General features: G+C 71.8%; 14 protein-coding genes. 7 read left to right on the top strand and 7 right to left on the bottom strand.

Features of this window, described 5'->3' with window-relative positions; genetic code table 11:
* Nucleotides 1–39: 39 nt before the first annotated feature.
* Nucleotides 40–4,041, bottom strand: coding sequence for a S41 family peptidase (locus FEF34_RS43080; RefSeq protein WP_138054755.1), 4,002 nt, complete (start codon nt 4,039–4,041; stop codon nt 40–42).
* A 188-nt stretch (nt 4,042–4,229) separates the two neighbouring features.
* On the opposite strand from FEF34_RS43080, the gene FEF34_RS22495 reads away from it, so the two are divergent.
* Together FEF34_RS22495 and FEF34_RS22500 are read left to right on the top strand one after the other, a co-directional pair.
* Nucleotides 4,230–4,817 (top strand): TetR/AcrR family transcriptional regulator, encoded by a 588-nt coding sequence (locus tag FEF34_RS22495; RefSeq protein WP_138054756.1) that lies wholly within the window; start codon nt 4,230–4,232, stop codon nt 4,815–4,817.
* 150 nt (nt 4,818–4,967) lie between these two features.
* The gene (locus FEF34_RS22500) at nt 4,968–7,133 is read left to right on the top strand and encodes an MMPL family transporter (protein ID WP_138054757.1); all 2,166 of its coding nucleotides are present in this window, start codon (nt 4,968–4,970) and stop codon (nt 7,131–7,133) included.
* Nucleotides 7,134–7,400: 267 nt separating this feature from the next.
* On the opposite strand, the gene FEF34_RS22505 is transcribed toward FEF34_RS22500, so the two are convergent.
* Complete coding sequence (locus FEF34_RS22505; protein ID WP_138054758.1) at nt 7,401–7,766, bottom strand: SsgA family sporulation/cell division regulator; 366 nt, start codon at nt 7,764–7,766, stop codon at nt 7,401–7,403.
* Between the two features lie 182 nt (nt 7,767–7,948).
* Between FEF34_RS22505 and FEF34_RS22510 the strand changes: the two genes are divergently transcribed.
* From FEF34_RS22510 to FEF34_RS22525, 4 genes are all read left to right on the top strand, one after another.
* Nucleotides 7,949–9,019: an energy-coupling factor ABC transporter permease gene (locus FEF34_RS22510; RefSeq protein WP_138054759.1), complete on the top strand. Its 1,071-nt coding sequence runs from the start codon at nt 7,949–7,951 to the stop codon at nt 9,017–9,019.
* Between the two features lie 17 nt (nt 9,020–9,036).
* A complete protein-coding gene (gene cbiQ / locus FEF34_RS22515; RefSeq protein WP_138054760.1) occupies nt 9,037–9,798 on the top strand; it encodes a cobalt ECF transporter T component CbiQ in 762 nt (253 codons plus the stop codon).
* On the top strand, nt 9,795–10,571 hold the full coding sequence (locus FEF34_RS22520) for an energy-coupling factor ABC transporter ATP-binding protein (RefSeq protein ID WP_138054761.1): 777 nt from the start codon (nt 9,795–9,797) through the stop codon (nt 10,569–10,571). The genes cbiQ and FEF34_RS22520 overlap by 4 nt, the downstream gene beginning before the upstream one ends.
* Before the next feature lie 163 nt (nt 10,572–10,734).
* Nucleotides 10,735–11,895, top strand: coding sequence for a serine hydrolase domain-containing protein (locus tag FEF34_RS22525; protein WP_171053321.1), 1,161 nt, complete (start codon nt 10,735–10,737; stop codon nt 11,893–11,895).
* Between the two features lie 574 nt (nt 11,896–12,469).
* On the opposite strand, the gene FEF34_RS22530 is transcribed toward FEF34_RS22525, so the two are convergent.
* Nucleotides 12,470–13,222, bottom strand: coding sequence for a hypothetical protein (locus FEF34_RS22530; RefSeq protein WP_138054763.1), 753 nt, complete (start codon nt 13,220–13,222; stop codon nt 12,470–12,472).
* Nucleotides 13,223–13,440: 218 nt separating this feature from the next.
* Nucleotides 13,441–15,060: a penicillin-binding transpeptidase domain-containing protein gene (locus tag FEF34_RS22535; RefSeq protein ID WP_138054764.1), complete on the bottom strand. Its 1,620-nt coding sequence runs from the start codon at nt 15,058–15,060 to the stop codon at nt 13,441–13,443.
* Between the two features lie 139 nt (nt 15,061–15,199).
* Between FEF34_RS22535 and FEF34_RS22540 the strand changes: the two genes are divergently transcribed.
* Entirely contained in the window at nt 15,200–15,874 is a 675-nt protein-coding gene (locus FEF34_RS22540; RefSeq protein ID WP_138054765.1) for a histone deacetylase, read from the top strand.
* Between the two features lie 88 nt (nt 15,875–15,962).
* On the opposite strand, the gene FEF34_RS41400 is transcribed toward FEF34_RS22540, so the two are convergent.
* The 3 genes from FEF34_RS41400 to FEF34_RS22555 all read right to left on the bottom strand — a co-directional run bounded on the left by FEF34_RS41400 (nt 15,963) and on the right by FEF34_RS22555 (nt 18,012).
* Entirely contained in the window at nt 15,963–16,118 is a 156-nt protein-coding gene (locus FEF34_RS41400; RefSeq protein WP_171053047.1) for a DUF6131 family protein, read from the bottom strand.
* Between the two features lie 307 nt (nt 16,119–16,425).
* A complete protein-coding gene (locus tag FEF34_RS22550) occupies nt 16,426–17,376 on the bottom strand; it encodes a DMT family transporter (RefSeq protein WP_138054766.1) in 951 nt (316 codons plus the stop codon).
* 369 nt (nt 17,377–17,745) lie between these two features.
* The gene (locus FEF34_RS22555; RefSeq protein WP_234042519.1) at nt 17,746–18,012 is read right to left on the bottom strand and encodes a hypothetical protein; all 267 of its coding nucleotides are present in this window, start codon (nt 18,010–18,012) and stop codon (nt 17,746–17,748) included.
* Nucleotides 18,013–18,037: the final 25 nt, after the last annotated feature.

Raw genomic sequence — 18,037 nt, forward strand, 5'->3', positions numbered from 1 at the left:
TCCGGCTCGCGACCGTCGTCCGGTGCCTCGGAACGGCAGTCAGCCGCGTGGCGGCAGGGGAGGGCGACGCCGGTCGGGGACGTTCTCGTACCCCGGAGGCGTCTTGGCCGGATCCTTCGCCAGCCGGTCGAGCGCGACCTGCACCGCGGTGTCGAGATCGGTGCGCTTGCCCTCGGCCCAGTGGAGCGGCGGGCGTTCGGCGAAGATGTCCGGCTCCACGCCGTGGTTCTCCACGGACCAGCCGTACGCCTCGAACCAGGCGGCGTTCATCGGCACCGTGATCACCGTCCCGTCCGCGAGCCGGTGCCGGCCGGTCATCCCCACCACACCGCCCCAGGTGCGCTGGCCCACCACGGGACCGAGGCCCAGCAGCTTGATCGCTGCCGTGATCATGTCCCCGTCGGAGGAGGTCGCCTCGTCCGCGAGCGCCACGATCGGTCCGCGCGGGGCGTTCGAGGTGTACGAGACCGGCTGCGCGTTCCGCGTCAGGTCCCAGCCCAGGATCGTGCGGCTCAGCTGCTCGATGACCAGCTCGCTGATGTGACCGCCCGCGTTGCCGCGCACGTCCACGATCAGCGACGGCCGGGAAACCTCCATCCGCACATCGCGGTTGAACTGCGCCCAGCCGGAACCGCCGAGGTCCGGGATGTGGAGGTAGCCGCACTCGCCGCCGCTCATCTTCCGTACGACCGCGCGCCGTTTGGCGACCCAGTCCTGATAGCGCAGGGGTCGCTCGTCGACCAGCGGTACGACCGCCACCCGCCGCGGCCTGCCCTCGCCCTCGGCCGGCCGGAAGGTCAGCTCCACGGTCGTCCCGCCCGCCGCGGACAGCAGCGGGTACGGGCCGGTCACCCGGTCCACCGGACGTCCGTCGACATGGGTCAGCACGGCCCCTTCGCGAATGCCGGTGCCGGCGAGCGGGGAGCGCGCCTTGGAGTCCGAGGAGTCGCCGGGCAGGATCCGCACGACGGCCCAGCCCTCCTCCCTGCGGGCCAGGTTGGCGCCGAGCAGTCCCATCGCCCGCTGGTAGTGGGGAGGCCCCTCGTTGCGGCGGGCGGGAGTGACGTAGGCGTGCGAGGTGCCCAGTTCGCCGAGCACCTCGCGGAGCAGGTCGGCGAACTCGTCGGGCGACGCAACCCGTTCGAGGAGCGGACGGTACTGGTCCAGCACGCCGCTCCAGTCGATCCCGCACATGCCCGGATCCCAGTAGTAGTCCCGGATGAGCCGGCCGGCCTCCTCGTACGCGCCGCGCCACTCCGCGGGCGGGTCCACCTCGTGCAGGATCCGGCGCATGTCGAGGTACACCGTGGAGTCGCTGTCGCCGGACTCGGTCGCGGGCACGGCGCGCAGCTCCCCGTCGTCGAAGACCACCAGCCGGGAGCCGTCGCCGCTGACCGCGAACCAGTCCAGGTGCGCGACGAGTTCGGTCCTGCGGGCCTTGGGGATGTCGAAGTACTCCAGGGTCGGCCGGTGCGAGGGGTCGGCGGGGTTGGCGAACGTCTCGCCGAGCGCGCCCGAGATCGGCCACCGCAGCCAGACCAGACCGCCGCCCGCGACGGGGTGCAGCGACGAGTACTTGGACGCGGCCACGGGGAACGGCGTGACCCGGCTCTCCAGTCCCTCCACCTCCACCATCGCCGCGCCCTCCCCCATGTCGGCCTCGGTGGGGTCCAGCCCGCCGGCCGCCGGGCGCCCGTCGGGCAGCAGCGCGAACGGCGACGGTGTCGCGGACGACAGCGGTACGAGGTAGGGGCGGCAGCCCAGCGGGAAGGACAGGTCGCCGGTGTGCACGTCGTACACGGGGTCGAAGCCGCGCCAGGACAGGAAGGCCAGATAGCGGCCGTCGCGGGTGAAGACGGGGGACTCGTCCTCGAAGCGGCCGTTGGTGACGTCGACGACGGTGCGGGGGCCGGGGCCGTCGATACGGGCCATCTTGATCTGGCGCAGCGAACGGCCGATGAACGGGTGCGACCAGGTGAGCCAGTTGCCGAGGGGAGAGAAGGCGAGATCGCGGACGGGCCCGTTGCCGGAGCGGATCAGCTCGGTGACGAGGTCCTCGCCCGTGCCGCCGGGTCCGTCGGTGGAGCCGGAGCCCGTGCCGCCGGGCCGGCCCGCGGGGCCGGCTTCCGAGCCGCCGGAAGCCCCGGTCCCGGTCCCGGTTCCGGTCTCGGCCTCGGTCCCGGCTTCGGCTGCCTCGGCTCGGAGCGCCCCGGTCCCGGCACTCGGTTCAGTCGGCGGGTGGCCGGCCGTCGGGGTGGCCGGTTGCCGCTGGCCCGGGGTAGGCCCGGTCTCGGTTCCGGTTCCGGTTCCGGCTTCGGCTGCCTCGGCTCGGAGCGCCCCGGACCTGGCACCCGGTTCAGTCGGCGGGTGGCCGGCCGTCGGGGTGGCCGGTTGCCGCTGGCCCGGGGTAGGCCCGGTCTCGGTTCCGGTTCCGGTTCCGGTTCCGGCTTCGGCTTCGGCTGCCTCGGCTCGGAGCGCCCCGGACCTGGCACCCGGTTCAGTCGGCGGGTGGCCGGCCGTCGGGGTGGCCGGTTGCCGCTGGCCCGGGGTAGGCCCGGTCTCGGTTCCGGTTCCGGTTCCGGTTCCGGTCTCGGCCTCGGTCCCGCCCTCGCCCTCGCCCTCGGCCGCCTCGGCTCGGAGCGCCCCGGAGGTTCCGGCTCCGTCGGGGCGGGTCCCGTCCGTTCCGGTCCCGTTCGTGCCCGTCGTGCCGTTCGTCCCGGCTCCGTCCGCCCCGTCGGTCGCGGACGCTTCCCCGGCGTCTCCCCCGTCCCCCGTGCTCTGCGCCCGCTCCGCCGCGGTCTCCTGCTCCGCCACCGTGAGCAGCAGCAGTCGGCCGTCGTGCGAAGCGATCGCGAGCCGCTCTCCGGCCGGGTCCGAGACCATCTCCAGCACCCGGCCCAGCCGGCCGGTGGCCAGCCGCCGGGGCGGCCGGTCGCCGCTGGCCCGGGGCAGGTACGCGATCTCGACGGCGTCCTCCCCGTCGGCGTCGGTGACGTACGCGACCTGCCCGCCGCCGCTGCCGAGCATCACCGGCAGCCGCACCCGGACGCCCGGGGTGTCGGCGATGGTGCGCGCCGGGCCGTCGCGGTGGGTCAGCCAGTAGAGGCTGCCGCGTACGACGACGGCACTCGCCCTGCCCGTGGTGTCCACGGAGAGCCCGTCGACGTGGCTGGCGGCGGGGACCTGGTAGCGGCGCCGTCCGGCGCGCGGGCCGCCGAGCCGGACGTTCAGCTTCCGCGGCCGGGAGTCCGGCGCCAGGTCCTCGACGATCCACAGGTCGCCGGCGCACTGGTAGACGACCCGGCTTCCGTCGCTGGAGGCGTGCCGGGCGTAGAAGGCGTCATGGTCGGTGTGGCGGCGCAGATCCGTGCCGTCGGGCAGGCACGAGTAGAGGTTCCCGACGCCCTCGTGGTCGGAGAGGAACGCTATGCGGCCGTTCACGAACATCGGGCAGTCGAGATGGCCGCCGATGTCGGCCAGCAGCCGTTCGCCGTGCAGGTAGAGGCGCCCCATCGCGCCGCCCCGGTAGCGCTTCCACCCGGCCGGCTCGTGCGGCGGCTTGCCCGTGAGCAGCAGGGTGCGGTGCTGTCCTTCGCCGCCTGCGACGGCGATGTCGGAGACCGGCCCCCAGGGGAGGCGTTTTCCGGGGTCGCCGTCCGTGGGCACCTTGTAGGCCCAGGAGAAGTACGAGAACGGCTGGCCGTGCGAGGAGACCGCGAGGATGTTGCCGTCCGGGTCCCAGCCGCAGACCCGGGTGTCGGTCGAGCCCCAGTAGCCGAGGCGGCGTGCCGGGCCGCCGTCGACCGGCGCCAGATGGATCTCCGGGTCCAGGCTGCGCCAGGTCGTGTAGGCGATCAGGCTGCCGTCCGGGGAGAAGCGGGGGTGTCCGATCCGGGTCCGGTCGACGGTGACCCGCCAGGCCCGGCCGGGGCTCCGGCCCGCGGGGACGAGGGGGGCGATCCAGAGATCGTCCTCGGCCGCGAAGCACAGCAAGTCGTCGTGCAGATGCGGAAAGCGGAGATACGCGACGTCTTCACTCACTCCTAAATGCTTTCCGCGTGCGGGGGGCCCGGCAACTCGTGGGGACGGACTCCCCCGTGGCGGCCGGAGCGGCCCGCGACGACCCGGGCGGTGCGCTGTGGCCCAGGACACGTACGAAACGGTTTCGTTTCGCACGGCGGCGGGGTACAGTCCTGTTGTACGAAACCGTTTCGTTCGGAAGGTCGGTCATGGCACGCAGCAGACTCACGCCCGAGCGCGAGGCCGAACTGTACGAAGCAGTGCTCGACCTGTTGCGCGAGGTCGGTTACGACGCCCTCACCATGGACGCCGTGGCCGCCCGCACCCACTCCAGCAAGGCCACCCTCTACCGCCAGTGGGGGAGCAAGCCCGAGCTGGTCGCCATGGCGCTGCGGCACAGCAAGCCGGTGGACATCTCCCGGATCGACACCGGCAGCCTGCGCGGCGACTTCCACGAGATGGTGTCGCAGTCCGACGACTGCCAGATGGAGCGGGACACCGCGCTGATGCGCGGCCTCGCCCGGGCGGTCCACGAGAACGACGATCTGCTGCAGGCGCTGCGCGAGCTGTTCATCGAGCCGGAGATCACCGGGCTCGACGTGCTGCTGCAGCGGGCGGTCGGCCGCGGTGAGATCTCCGCGGACAACCCCGCCCTGAAGTACCTGTCGCACATGCTGGTGGGCGCGTTCGTGGCCCATCCGCTGATCAAGGACGAGTCCATGAGCCAGGGCTTCCTGCACGAGTACCTGGACGCCGTCGTGCTCCCCGCGCTGGGCGTCCCCGCCGACGGCGACTGACGTCCCTCTCCTCACCCCGCGCCACACCGTCCCCGCTCCACCCTCCCCATCCCGCATTCCGCAAAGTGCCACCTGACGCGCACCGCTCACGTCGTCGGGCTGGTGAAGCCTGCCCATCCGCCCCAACGACCTGACCGGGAGACCGATCTCGTGGCTACGTTCCTCTACAAACTCGGAAGGTTCGCCTTCCGGCGCCGACGGCTCGTCGCGCTGTTGTGGGTGGCGCTGTTCGCCCTCGCCGGCGTCGCCGCCTCCTCCGCGTCGACCGCCGCGTCCAGTTCCTTCTCCATACCGGGTACGGAGGCCCAGAAGGCCTTCGACCTGCTCGACGAGCGCTTCCCGGGCACCAGCGTCGACGGAGCGACCGCACGCGTCGTCTTCAAGGCGCCCGAGGGCGAGAAGATGACGGACCCCGCCCACCGGGCCGAGGTCGAGAAGGCCGTCGCCGCACTCGAGTCCGGTTCGGACCAGGTCGCCTCGGTCGTCGACCCGTACCAGGCCAAGGCGATCAGCCGGGACGGCACCATCGCCTACACCCAGGTCTCCTACAAGGTCAGTGGCATGGAGCTGGCCGAGGAGGACCGCGAGGCCCTCACCGAGGCGGGTGAGAAGGCCGAGGGCGCCGGGCTGACCGTCGAGATCGGCGGCGACGCGCTGCAGGCCGCCCCCGAGACCGGCGCGTCCGAGGTCATCGGCGTCGGCGTCGCCGCGGTGGTCCTCGTGATCACCTTCGGCTCGCTGGTCGCGGCCGGTCTGCCGCTGCTCACCGCCATCATCGGCGTCGGCATCGGCGTCTCCACCATCACGGCGCTTGCCAGCACCCTCGACCTCGGCTCCACCACGGCCACCCTGGCCACGATGATCGGCCTCGCGGTCGGCATCGACTACGCGCTCTTCATCGTCTCCCGCTACCGGGCCGAGCTGGCCGAGGGGCGTGACCACGAGGAGGCAGTGGGACGGGCCACCGGCACGGCCGGTTCCGCCGTCGTCTTCGCGGGATTGACCGTGGTCATCGCCCTCGTCGGTCTGGCCGTCGTCAACATCCCCATGCTGAGCAAGATGGGCTTCGCGGCCGCCGGCACGGTCGCCATCGCCGTGCTCATCGCCCTCACCCTGATCCCGGCCCTGCTCGGCTTCGCCGGCAAGAGGGTGCTGGGCCGCAAGGCGCGCAAGCAGACCGCGCAAGCGGGCGACAAGCCCAACATGGGCACGCGGTGGGCCGGGTTCGTGCTGCGCCGCCCGGTCGCCGTGCTGCTCGCCGGTGTCGTGGGCCTCGGCGCCGTGGCCCTGCCTGCCGCTTCGCTGGAGATGGGACTGCCGGACGACGGCTCCCAGCCCACCAGCACCACCCAGCGCAGGGCGTACGACCTGCTCTCCGACGGCTTCGGCCCCGGCTTCAACGGGCCGCTGCTCATCGTCGTCGACGGCGACAAAGCCGCCGCGGACGGCACGGCGAAGGAGATCGCGGGGCTCGACGGCGTCGCTGCCGTCACCCCGGCCACGTACAACAAGGCCGGCGACACGGCGATGATCACGGTGATCCCCGAGGACCGGCCCAGCTCCACGGAGACCGAGGACCTCGTCCACACGATCCGCGAGACCAGCGGCGACAACGTGCACGTCACCGGCGCCACGGCGATGAACATCGACTTCTCGCAGCGGATGAACGACGCGCTGGTGCCGTATCTGGCGCTCGTCGTCGGTCTGGCGTTCCTGCTGCTGATGGTGGTCTTCCGGTCCGTCCTCGTGCCGCTGAAGGCGGCGCTCGGCTTCCTGCTCTCGGTGGTCGCCGCCCTCGGTGCGGTCGTCGCGGTCTTCCAGTGGGGCTGGCTCGGCTCGCTGTTCGGCGTCGAGCAGACGGGCCCGATCATGTCGATGATGCCGATCTTCATGGTGGGCGTCGTCTTCGGTCTCGCCATGGACTACGAGGTGTTCCTGGTGACGCGGATGCGCGAGGCGTTCGTGCACGGCGAGCGGCCGGGCCAGGCGATCGTCACCGGTTTCCGGCACGGGGCCCGGGTGGTCACCGCCGCCGCGGTGATCATGATCGCGGTGTTCGCGGGCTTCATCGGCTCCAGCGAGCAGATGGTGAAGATGATCGGCTTTGGTCTCGCGATCGCGGTCTTCTTCGACGCCTTCATCGTCCGGATGGCGATCGTGCCGGCGGTGCTCGCGCTGCTGGGCGGCAGGGCCTGGTGGCTGCCGCGCTGGCTGGCCCGGGTGCTGCCGAGCGTGGACGTCGAGGGCGAGAAGCTGCGTGGAGCGGACGACCCGGCGGGCGACGGCGGCAAGGAGCGTGAACTGGTCGGCGCCTGAGCGCCGCGCGGTACGGTCCGGCGGACCGCGTCCGGCGGACCGTCCGGTCCGCTCGGATCGCGTCCGCCCGGATCGGCGTCGTATGTCGGCCCGGATCGCCTCCGGGGCGTCCGCCCGGATCGGCGTCGTATGTCGGCCCGGATCGCCTCCCGGACGTTCGCCCGGACCGGTTCCCGGGATCCGGGAGAGCGCCGGAGGAGCGCCGGGCGCCCACCGGTCGTCGACCGGTGGGCGCTCGTGAGCCGGAAGGCGCGGTGGTCGTGTCCGTCACACCCTGGTGGCGGGCGCGGCCGCTTCCGCGTAGGTGCGGCGCAGGAAGCGCACGAGGGGGCGGGTGTCGAACTGGATCACCGCCACACCGTCCGGTGAATGGAACTCGACGATCACCTGGGCGCGGCCGCACGGCCAGACGGAGACCGGACCGCGGCGGGCGGGTGCGCGCAGACCCGTCTCCAGCAGCTCGCGGCGGAAGGCCCATTCGATGCCGCTCGGGAAGACGCACCGCACCGCGTCGGGGTCCCTGCCGGGCTCGTAGCGGAGGGCCACGGGCACCGATCGGTAGTGAGGGGCGTCGTTGATGATCCGGGCCTTCGCATGCTCTTCGACAGAGGGGCTCTCGACAGTGTGGGACATCGGACGCTCCTCACCTCTGGTTCTCTTTGTCATCTAATGTCCCATATTGCCCTTCGAGGCACCCGGGCAGGTCGATTGCACCTGTAGAAGAGACGCTCTTGCAAATGGTTCGCAACAGGGCGCATCATCGGACGGTTGACCAGCCGGGCCGATGTGGCCTGCCCCCGGAAGCGGAGCCCGCCATGCATGTCCCCGACGGATTCATCGATGTCCCCGTCTCCGCGGCGGCCGGGGTCGTCGCCGCCGGTGCCGTGGCCGTGAGCCTGCGCGGTGCCGGGCGAGAGCTCGGGGACACCCGTGCCGGCGGCCATGGGGGAGAGCGGACGGCGCCGCTCGCGGGACTCGTCGCCGCTTTCATCTTCGCCGTCCAGATGCTCAACTTCCCGGTCGCGGCCGGTACCAGCGGCCATCTGCTGGGCGGGGCGCTGGCGGCGATCCTCGTCGGGCCGTACACGGGGGTGCTGTGCGTCTCCGTCGTACTGCTGCTCCAGGGAGTCCTGTTCGCGGACGGCGGTCTGACGGCGCTCGGCGTCAACATCCTGCTCATGGGCGTGGTCACGGTCGTCGTCGCCTACACCCTGTTCCGCGCGCTGGTCCGGGTACTGCCGAAGAAGCGCAGGTCGGTGACGATCGCCACGTTCCTCGCCGCCCTGGTGTCCGTGCCGGCGTCCGCCGTGGCCTTCTCGCTCCTCTACGCGATCGGCGGCACGACCGACGTGCCGATCGGTACGGTCCTGGGCGCGATGACCGGGGTCCACATCCTCATCGGCATCGGCGAGGCCGCCATCACGGCGGCGACGGTCGGCGCCGTCCTCGCCGTGCGGCCCGACCTCGTCCACGGCGCCCGCGGGCTGTCGGCGCCGCTCAAGCTGCGTGTGGACGGCGAACTGGTCGACGTCCGGCCCGAGGTCGCGCCGGCCTCCGCCGCCTCACCGCGTCCGGTGCTGCTCGCGGGCCTCGTGATCTCCCTGGTCCTCGCCGGCTTCGTCTCCTTCTACGCCTCCGCCGACCCCGACGGACTGGAGCGGGTCGCCGCCGACAAGGGCATCGACGAGAAGGTGGAGGACCACGCCGCCGCCGACTCCCCGCTCGCCGACTACGGCGTCACCAGCATCGAAGACGTGCGGGTCGCCGGCGGCCTGGCGGGAGTGATCGGCGTCGGCGCGACGCTGGCGGTGGGCACCGGCGTGTTCGTCGTTGTCCGCCGCCGCGGCGGCACCGCCGGGGCCCCGAAGGAATCCGTGCGGGGCTGAGAGGCGGAAGCGGGAGAATGAGCACAGGCCACGCCCACAGGCTGTACCGGCACGGCGAGTCGCCGGTCCACCGGCTGCCGTCGCACTGCAAGATCGCCGCCGCCCTCTGCTTCGTGCTGGTGGTGGTCTCCACCCCGCGCGAGGCGGTCTGGGCCTTCGGCCTGTACGCGCTGCTGCTGGGCGCGGTCGCCGCGGCGGCCCGGATCCCGGCGGGGTTCGTGCTGCGGCGGCTGGTGATCGAGATCCCGTTCGTCGCCTTCGCGCTGCTCATGCCGTTCCTGGTGCCGGGCGAGCGCACCGAATGGCTCGGCATCTCCCTCTCCGTGCCGGGGCTGTGGGGCGCCTGGAACATCCTCGCCAAGGGGACGCTGGGCGTCGCCACCTCCGTCCTCCTCGCCTCGACCACCGAGTTGCGCTCCCTGCTGCTCGGGCTGCAGCGGCTGAGGCTGCCGCCGCTGATGGTGCAGATCGCGTCCTTCATGATCCGCTACGGCGACGTCATCACCGACGAGATGCGGCGGATGTCCGTCGCCCGGCGCTCACGCGGGTTCGAGGCCCGCGGGGTGCGCCACTGGGGCGTGCTCGCCAAGTCCGCGGGGGCGCTGTTCATCCGCTCCTACGAGCGCGGCGAGCGGGTGCACCTGGCGATGGTCAGCCGCGGCTACACCGGCACCATGCCGGTCATCGACGAGGTGACCGCGTCCCGCGCGCAGTGGGCGTACGCCGCCGCGCTCCCGTTCTCGGCGCTCGCCGTCTGTCTGCTTGGCTGGACCCTATGACCTCGCTCCCCCCGGCAGCCGCCGTCCCGCCGTCCCTCGACGTCCGGGGGCTGGCGTACGCCTACCCCGACGGCCACCAGGCCCTCTTCGGCGTCGATCTGACCGTCGGCCGCGGCGAGCGCGTCGCCCTGCTCGGCCCCAACGGTGCCGGCAAGACCACCCTCGTCCTCCATCTCAACGGCATCCTCACCGGCGGCGCGGGCACGGTCGCCGTCGCCGGGCTGCCCGTCGGCAAGCAGCACATGGCCGAGATCCGGCGGAAGGTCGGCATCGTCTTCCAGGACCCGGACGACCAGCTGTTCATGCCGACCGTCCGGGAGGACGTCGCCTTCGGTCCGGCGGCGGCCGGGCTGCGCGGGGAGGAGCTGGAGAAGCGGGTCCGCACGGCGCTCGACCGGGTGGGGATGGCCGAGTACCTGCACCGGCCGCCGCACCACCTCTCCTTCGGCCAGCGGCGGCGGGTGGCGGTCGCGACCGTCCTCGCCATGGAGCCGGAGATCCTCGTCCTCGACGAACCCTCGTCCAATCTGGATCCGGCATCGCGTCGTGAACTCGCTGACATCCTGCGCTCGTTGGACGTCACCGTCCTGATGGTCACACACGATCTGCCGTACGCCCTGGAGCTGTGCCCGCGTTCGGTGGTCCTCAGTGAGGGCGTGATCGCCGCCGACGGGCGTACCCAGGACCTGCTCGCCGACCCCGACCTGATGCGCGCGCACCGGCTGGAGCTGCCCTTCGGCTTCGATCCGCGGGCCGTGACGACGGGCGCGTGAGCCTGCGGCGGGTGTCCCCGCCCGCCGCAGTCGGCCCGCCCACCGCCGGCGGCGTCCGGCGCCCGCCCCACCGGCCCGGGACCGACCCGGAATCCGGTCACGTCCCGGCACGTTGCACCATGGTGGGGCGAGGAGCAGGCCGGAAAAGCGGGGAGAGGTGGACGTGGACGTCCAGGGCACGGTCGCGGAAGGCTTCGAGCCCGTCCGGGAGGCGTTCATACGCAACTTCGAGGCACGCGGGGAGCGCGGTGCCGCCGTGGCCGTCTACAAGGACGGAGTGAAGGTCGTCGACCTCTGGGGCGGCACCCGGGACGTGGACGGCGCCGAGCCGTGGGCCGTGGACACCGCGCAGGTCGTCCGCTCGGCCACCAAGGGCTTCGCCGCCGCCGTACCGCTGCTGCTGCACCAGCGCGGACAGCTCGACCTGGACGCGCCCGTCGGCACGTACTGGCCGGAGTTCAAGGCCGCGGGCAAGGAACGCGCAGTCGTCCGGCATCTGCTGTCCCACCGGGCCGGAGTGCCCGCGCTCGACCGGCCGCTCACCGTGGCGGAGGCCGCCGACGGCACGTCCGGGGCACGGGCCGTCGCCGCCCAGGCACCCGCGTGGGAACCCGGTACCGATCACGGCTACCACGCGCACACCTACAGCTGGCTGCTGGCGGAACTCGTACGCAGGGTCACCGGACGCACGATCGGCCGCTGGACCGCCGAGGAGATCGCCCGCCCGCTCGGCCTGGACTTCTGGATCGGCGTTCCCGACGACGAGGCCCACCGCACCGGCAGGATCGGACGGATCGAGGAACCGCCCACGGCGTCCGGCGGCGGGCTGAGACTGCGCCCCAAGCGTTCCGTGACCGAGGCGTACCGCGACCCGGACTCCCTTACCCGCCGGGCCTTCGGCGCCATCGACCCGATGCCCGACGAGAACCACCCCGCCTACCGCGCCGCCGAACTTCCCGCCTCCAACGGCGTCTCCACCGCCCGTGCCCTGGCCCGCTTCTACGCGGCGACGATCGGCTCGGTCGACGGCCACCGGCTCTTCGCCCCCGCCACGCTCACCCTCGCCCGTACCGAGGAGTCCACGGGCCCCGACCGCGTCCTCGTCGTCGGCACCCGCTTCGGCCTCGGCTACATGCTCCACGGGCCGGCCTCCCCGCTGCTGGGCCCCGGTTCCTTCGGCCACCCGGGCCGCGGCGGGTCGCTCGGCTTCGCCGATCCGGAGTCCGGTACCGCCTTCGGCTACGTCACCAACGGCATGCGCAAGGGAGTCACCGCCGATCCTCGGGCGCAGGCTCTGGTCAGGGCGGTCCGCTCGGCCGGATGATCGGCGCATGCGGCGTTTCGGCCCCCTCCTGCCTGCCGTCCCGTGCCCGCCCGTAGGCGGCCGGGCCAAGCCGGACTGAGCTGGTGCCGCGTCAGGCGACGTTCGCCCCGTCGCGGCGTCCGGCACGGCGACTCGCGGCGTTGCCGGATCAATCGAGTAGGCCCTCGGCGAGGTCGATCCGGCGCCTTGCGATCTTCCCCTCGGCCCGGAGGGCCTGGGGAGACCCCACCCCCTCGACCGGAGGGCCTGGGGAGACCCCACCCCCTCGACCGGAGGGCCTGGGGAGACCCCACCCCCTCGACCGGAGGGCCTGGGGAGACCCCACCCCCTCGACCGGAGGGCCTGGGGAGACCCCACCCCCTCGACCGGAGGGCCTGGGGAGGCCCCACCCCCTCGGCCCGGGAGGGCCTGGGGAGGCCCCGTGCACCGGACGCCGCTCCTTGACGGGCAAACCCTGCCTGACGCGGCACTGGTGTCTCGTGTTCCCGTTGATGTCACGCCAGTTGACGCCACGCAAGGCGCTGACCAGCACCTTCGGGTCGAGCGCGAGTGACACGAAGAGAATCACGAGACACTAGGGCGTCATGTCAGATGGTCGGACGTTTTCAGCTCGCATCCGACTTTCGATGGACTTGCCGCCCCCGACGCACTCGTCAAGAAATTTCGAAAGATCGGCAATTGCGGTGATCAGGCGTTCCGTGCGTTGCTTCTTCTCGCCTCGCGCTATTTCGAGGTAAAACGTGATCAGTCGATCGAGCCAGGCCCGCCAATCGGGATCCTGAAGCTTTTCGCAGAACTCCCGGTACGTCATCAGACGCTCCTCGTCGCGAATCCATACCGATTCGCCGATGCTGGGCTGCGTGACGTAGTAGACGCCTTGTTCGACGAGGAATCCCTGCTGTACGCCCAATAGCAGTGCGGCGAGCCGAGTGTCGTCCGCCGCGGAGAGGTGGAGATACGGGAAGTCTTCGCGGACTTTCTTAAGGTGGGCGAACAAGCAGGAACTCAGATAGGCCGATGACACCAAGGCGCAACCGGGCCCAATGAACCACGACGCGTTCTTCGTCGACACTTCGACCGGGTTGTCGACGACCAGCAAGCCCGTGTTCGTTCCGCCGACCGGTCGGGCGCGATTCAGGATGCTCAACAGGCGGAAGTGATTCTCTACCAGCTGAAATCGTAATGGGTTCAGGTACTTCGCGTTGAGTTCGTGCCGTTGGGTGCGTGCTTCCCGCCGCTGCTGCTGACGGTCACTCAGGTGGAGCGACAAGATCGCTACCAAGGCTGAAGTGGCTGCGGCGATCAGCGCCGCCAGCATCGCGCTCACCCTGGAACCTCACTCACCCTCGTCCACCCCCAAGTTCGACGTCGTCGTCAGGTTCGCCACTCGTCGAACGCTACCCAGCGATTCGGTACGGGACGCATGGCGTGGGACGATGCCGGGCTCGTCCACCATCCTGGTCGGCGAAGAGCCCAGCGGTACGCGGGGCGGGGGTGGCCTACCGGGGCAGGGGGCGGGGCGCGGCCGGCCCCCGCCCCCGATCCTCAGCCGGCCTTGAGTACCGACGCCACCAGCGGCCCGGCCGCGTCACCGCCGTGTCCGCCCGACTGCACCACCGCGGCCGCCGCCAGGTCCCCGGCGAACCCTGCGAACCAGCTGTTGGACGTGGCCTGCCCGTCCACCTCGGCGGACCCCGTCTTCGCACCCTTGTCGCCGGGCACTCCGGCCATCGCCCGTGCGCCCGAGCCCCACTGGGCGGTCGCCCGCATCATGTCCCGCAGCTGACGCCACACCGATCCCGACAGCTGCCGGTCCGCGGTGGCCAGTTCACGGCCGTCCAGCGAGCGCGGCACGATGACGGGCTGTTCGAAGCCGCCGTTCTTGGCTGTGGCGGCGACGGAGGCGACGGTCAGCGCGTTCATCTGGACCGTCCCCTGCCCGATGTACTGCGCGGCCGCCTCCCCGCCGCTGCCCTCCGGCACCGAGCCGTCGAAGGTCTGCACCCCGGTGCTCCATTCGAGCCCGATGCCGAAGGCGTCCCGCGCCAGTCTCGACAGCGCCGCGTCGTCGTGGACGTCGTCGATCAGCTTGATGAAGGCGGTGTTGCAGGAGCGCGCGAAGCTCTGGGTGAACGTACCGTCGGGGATGTCGAAGTGGCCCAGGTTGTGGAAGGTCCGCCCCTGGTACATCGCCTCCTTCGGGCACTCCGCCTTCCGGTCGGCGGCGACCAGCCCCTTGTCCAGCAGGAGCGCCGCCGTCATGATCTTCATCGTCGAACCGGGCGCCTGCTGTCCTCCGAGCGCCGCGTCGAAGCCGTCCTTGCGGTTGTTGGCCACCGCGCGGATCTCTCCCGTGCTCGGCTTGATCGCGACGACCGAGGCCTCGCTGTGCCGCTTCACGGCCTGCTCGGCAGCTGCTTGGACGTCCGCGTCGAGCGTGGTCGGCAGCTCGCCCGGTTCGCCCTCGGACAGCGTCAGCAGCGTGGTGTCCGCGCCGTTCGGCGGGCTGATGACCAGCTCCACCCCCGCCTTGCCGCCCGCCCTGTCCCCGTACCTCTGCCGCAGTTGGTCGAGCACCGGGCCGAGTGAGGGGTACTTCTCCTTCGTCAGTTCCCTGCCCCTGCGGTCCACGGCCCTGATCGGGGGTGCGGCCGCGGGGCCCGTCTTCAGCCGTTCCTGCTTGTCGAGTTGCGGGTGGACGACGGACGGGACCCAGTCGACGAGCGGCCGGCCGGTGGTCAGACCGCGGACGACCGTGAGTTCGGAAGCGTAGGTCCAGGGCTTGCTCGCGCCCTCGTACGAGACCGTCGCGCTGACTGTGAACGGCACCTTCGGCCCGACCGGCTTCCCCTGCTTCATCGTCACCCCGCTGACGTGGGCACCGTCGCGGAAGGAGCTGAGCAGGGGCTCCGCCTCGGCGGCGTTGTTGGTGAGCTGCGCGGCCCGTGGCGCTTCCCCGGACGCCCAGGCGGCGAGGAAGTCCTCGGCGGTCGTGCGGATCTCCTCGGCGCTCGGCGGCCCCGATCTCTTCGTGACGGCACCGGACCTCGACTCCGTACCGCCGTCGTCACCGCCCCCCAGGACGTTGTGGGCCCCGTACCCCACCCCGCCCGCGAACAGCACGAACACGCCACCCACGATGGCGATCTTGGCTCCACTGCGCATGCCGCAGTCCCCTCCCCGTGGCCCCCCCTGAGGACCTTGAACGCGTTCAAGAGTATCCAGCGGGCACTCTACGGGACAGGAGTGAGCCAGGAGACGGGCGTTACCGGACTGTGCCGTCGAACCGGGTAGGGCAAGGGCCATGAACCGCACGCGCACCATCGACACGACGACACCGCCCGGCGATCGGTCGCCGGACACGGTCTGGTACACCGCCTACGGCTCCAACACGCATCTGGAGCGGCTGTCGCACTACCTCACGGGCGGCCGCCCGCGCGGGGCCGCGCGGACCTACCCGGGTTGCCGCGACCCGCGTCCGCCCGCGGCTTCCGTACCGGTGGAGCTGCCGGGCACGCTGTACTTCGCCACCCACTCCCCGGTCTGGCGCGGCGGCCGGGCCTTCTACGACCCCGGCTCGGCCGGCACGGTCCGGGCCCGCGCGCATCTGGTGACGGCCGGGCAGTTCTCGGACATCGTGGCCCAGGAGATGTACCGCGAGCCGGGCCGCGATCTGGACCTGTCCGAGGCGCTGGGACGCGGCAGGGCCGAACTCGGCGGCGGGCGCTACGAGACGCTCGTCTGCCCGGGAGTCCTGGAAGGATTGCCCGTCCTGACCTTCACGGCCCCCTGGACCCTCCACGACGTGGAGTGGACCCGGCCGTCCGCGGCCTATCTGCGCCATCTCGTCGCGGGACTGATGGACGCCGGCGCGTGGCCGGCGTCCGGCATCGCCGCGTATCTCGCGGCCTGTCCCGGTGCCGCGGGCCACTGGACCGCGGAGGCGGTCGCGGCGCTCACGGCGGCCCGCCGACGGTGAACCCCACGGCGGTTCGGGGACTCGGCGGGCCTGGACGGCGGAACGGGCCTGTTCGGTGGAACGGCTCTGCTCGGTGGAGCGGGCCTCGTCAGTAGAAGTGGCGCCTGCCGCCGACCGCGTGGCCCATCGCGCCGAGGACCCAGAGCAGGGCTCCGACCGCGACCAGGATGATTCCGATGGTCCACAGGATGTTGATGCCGGCGACCAGCCCGATGATCAGAAGGATGAGTCCGAGGATGATCATTTGGCCCTCCAGGTCGGGACCCCCACAACCCGAACCTTGCCGCTCCGGCCCGCCGCAAACGAACGGCGGGATTGATCTTTTCGGCCCTCCACCGGTGCGGGCCCTCCACCGGCATGGTCTTGTCCAGCCAGTCCCGCCCGGCCCAGTCGGCCTTGGTGCCGGCGACGCGCCACAGGGCGCCGTCCGGGCCTGCCCCGATCTGTGACGGGTGGGTGGGGTCGGAGAGCAGTCGGTCCGCGTTGATGCGGTCCGCCATGGGATGTTCCTGTTCCCATGGGGTGGATTCGGGGTTGCTGCGCGGTGGTGGTCAGCGCTTCGCGCCCAGCGCGACACCGGTGACGATGGTGGCCATGCAGAGGATCTGGACGAGGCTGATGTGCTCGCCGATGGCCAGGTGGGCGACGCAGGCGACGAACACCGGCTGGAGGTAGTAGATGACTCCGGCGCGGGTGGCGCCGATGAGGTCGACGGCCTTGTTCCAGGTGTAGAAGGCGATCGCGGAGGAGGCGACGCCGATGTAGAGCAGCGGACCGACGGTGGTGCTGCTGGGGGTGAAGGCCCCCTGGAGCACGACGGAGGCGGCGTAGAAGGGGGCGAGCATCACGGTGCCCGCGGCGAAGGTGGCCAGAAGGAAGCTGGTGCCGGAAATCGCGGCCGGCTTGCGCTTGAGCAGGGCGGAGTAGCCGGCGAAGGTGGCCATCGCGGCGAGCATCCACAGATCACCGGCGCGGAAGTCCATCGTGAGCAGGGCGGTGATGCTGCCCTTCGACACCAGCGTGACGACGCCGGTGAACGCGATGAGCATGCCGGTGGCGCGCGGCAGGGTCATGCGCTCTCCGCCGACGAAGGCGAACGCTGCGATCGCCGCTGGGGAAGCGGCGGCGATGAGCGCCAGATTCGTCGCGGAGGTGGACTGCCCGGCGATGTAGATCAGGGTGTTGAACAAGGTCACCCCGAGCAGTGCCGCGAGCACCACCAGGCCCGCGTGGCGGCGGATGGCCTGACGTTCACGCACGAGGCCGCGTGCGGCGAAGGGGGCGACGGCCGCGAGGGCGATCACCCATCGCCAGAAGGACGTCTGCACGGGCGCGACGGCGTCGCCCAGGTGCCGGGCGATCACGAAGTTCCCGGACCAGATGGCGGTGGCGGCAAGCGCCAGGAGGGGGCCGAGCCACAGGCCGGGGCGGGGTGCCGGGGCCGCGGCGGTTTCCGTGCGGAGGGGGGATGTGGTCGCGGTGGTCAACGTGAGGGTCCTCATCTGCGGGGTGGTCGGCACGTTTCGGGCGGGGGCTGCGGGCGCGAGCCGGTGACCGCTGTCACGGGCGGGTGGCGACTCTTCGGGCGCTAGCCCCGTCCGGCGGATCGCTGCAGGTGCCGGCTGTGCAGCTCCGTGCCCTTCTCGCAGGGCGCGGCGAGCACGGCCCCGGTGCACAGGGCGGCGAGCAGGGCGAGAGCAGCGGCGAGCGGGCGGCGATGAGGGTGGGCATGACGCTCCTGGTGACGCGAACGGTGAAGGTGCGCGCCGGTCGGATCAGGGCGTCGCCCGGCGTGATCTCCACACTGCTCGCCCGGCAGCACGAACGGAAGAAGATCAACTTGGCAAGAGGCGGCCTGGCAGCGTCCTGCCTCACGGCCGTTCCGGCGCCAGATGCCAACCGGTCAGCAGCGGCGAGCCCGCCGGCGCCCGGGAGACGATCCTGCACGCCGGCGCTGCTGCCTTCTCCGGCGTCGCCGCCTGGATGAAGAACGTCAGATAGCCCGGTGACCCGGTCTCAGGACGCTTGGCGTGCAGGTGCTCCACCCCGTCCTCGAACGAGGGGACCACCCACAGAACGTCGAGCACGTCGGCGGACAGGTCGGCACGTTCAGGCCCGCGCAGGGCCACAGCCGCCATGGGCCGGGCCGGTCCGTCGCGAAGC

The sequence above is a fragment of the Streptomyces marianii genome (assembly GCF_005795905.1).
In the GTDB taxonomy this organism is placed as follows: Bacteria; Actinomycetota; Actinomycetes; order Streptomycetales; family Streptomycetaceae; genus Streptomyces; species Streptomyces marianii.